Below are 939 nucleotides of genomic sequence, written 5' to 3'. Positions count from 1 at the left end.
AATTTTTGCAAAATGGCTGGATTATGTGGCAACTTTTGATAAAAGCATTAGGATTAAGCTCGATTCGACGAGCATAAGTGGATAAAAAGGGAATACTTTCAGCATCATGACTGTGGGTTAGGAATATCCTTATAATATTCTAGAGTTTTTAGGGTTCCGTACCTCATAATGTAAGAAACGGAACCCTTATTACTTTGTTGTCCGTCCGTCTGTCCGTCTGTCACGACCCTTTATCTCGAGATCGAGTAAAGATATCGAAATGAAATCTAAACCATGTGATCAGGTCTAGGGCCACTTAAAATTATTAAAAAATCATGCTCGTAGCGAAACGTTAAAAATAAAAAGTTCATTTGTGCTTTATTTGTGTTTTGACCCTGTCTAGGGAATCAAAACTCAAAGGGTACTTCCAGTAGGTATCGAAAATACAGAAAGTACGTATTAAATACAGAAATTTTTTTAAGGGGCAGCTAAAAAAGCTTTAAAATTAAGGCTAGTAGTTCAAATGAGTGTTCACGCACTGCCATCATAGTCTGCTCGCAATACATTCCACTCGCGTTCGTGCTACCGTTTCTTTGACTCGCGCACTATAAGCCGACATTCGAGGGAGGGAGGACGGAAAGTGGCAGCGGCATGGCGAGTAACCTTGTAGCATTGCGACCTCCGGGCATCGCACTATTTTGTCACACTGTCCACCACCAACTTCTGCCTCATCTTACACATTTGAATTTTGAATCGCTGTCGTTCCAAGACGCCATTTTCCAGCAGATCGATCTGCAAATAAATAAAAAATTTAGGAAGCTTGTATTTTTACCCACAAGTATAAAAGGTTCTTTGGCAATAATTTTCCTTATTCTCTCTGCAATAGTATACGCATCTGATACATTGGTATCTGGCATTACAACAACAAATTCCTCACCACCAAACCTAGCTAATAAATCT

Annotated in this window: 1 protein-coding gene; it reads right to left on the bottom strand. The window is 39.3% G+C overall.

Translation table 11 applies throughout. From position 1 onward, the window contains the following. Window positions 1–707 precede the first annotated feature (707 nt). A partial coding sequence (locus tag ACJ5GX_RS06865) for a diguanylate cyclase (protein ID WP_495292832.1) occupies window positions 708–939 on the bottom strand: 232 nt, incomplete at its 5' end.

The sequence above is a fragment of the Wolbachia endosymbiont of Tuta absoluta genome (assembly GCF_059414725.1).
This window is presented reverse-complemented; position numbering and strand designations above follow the sequence as displayed.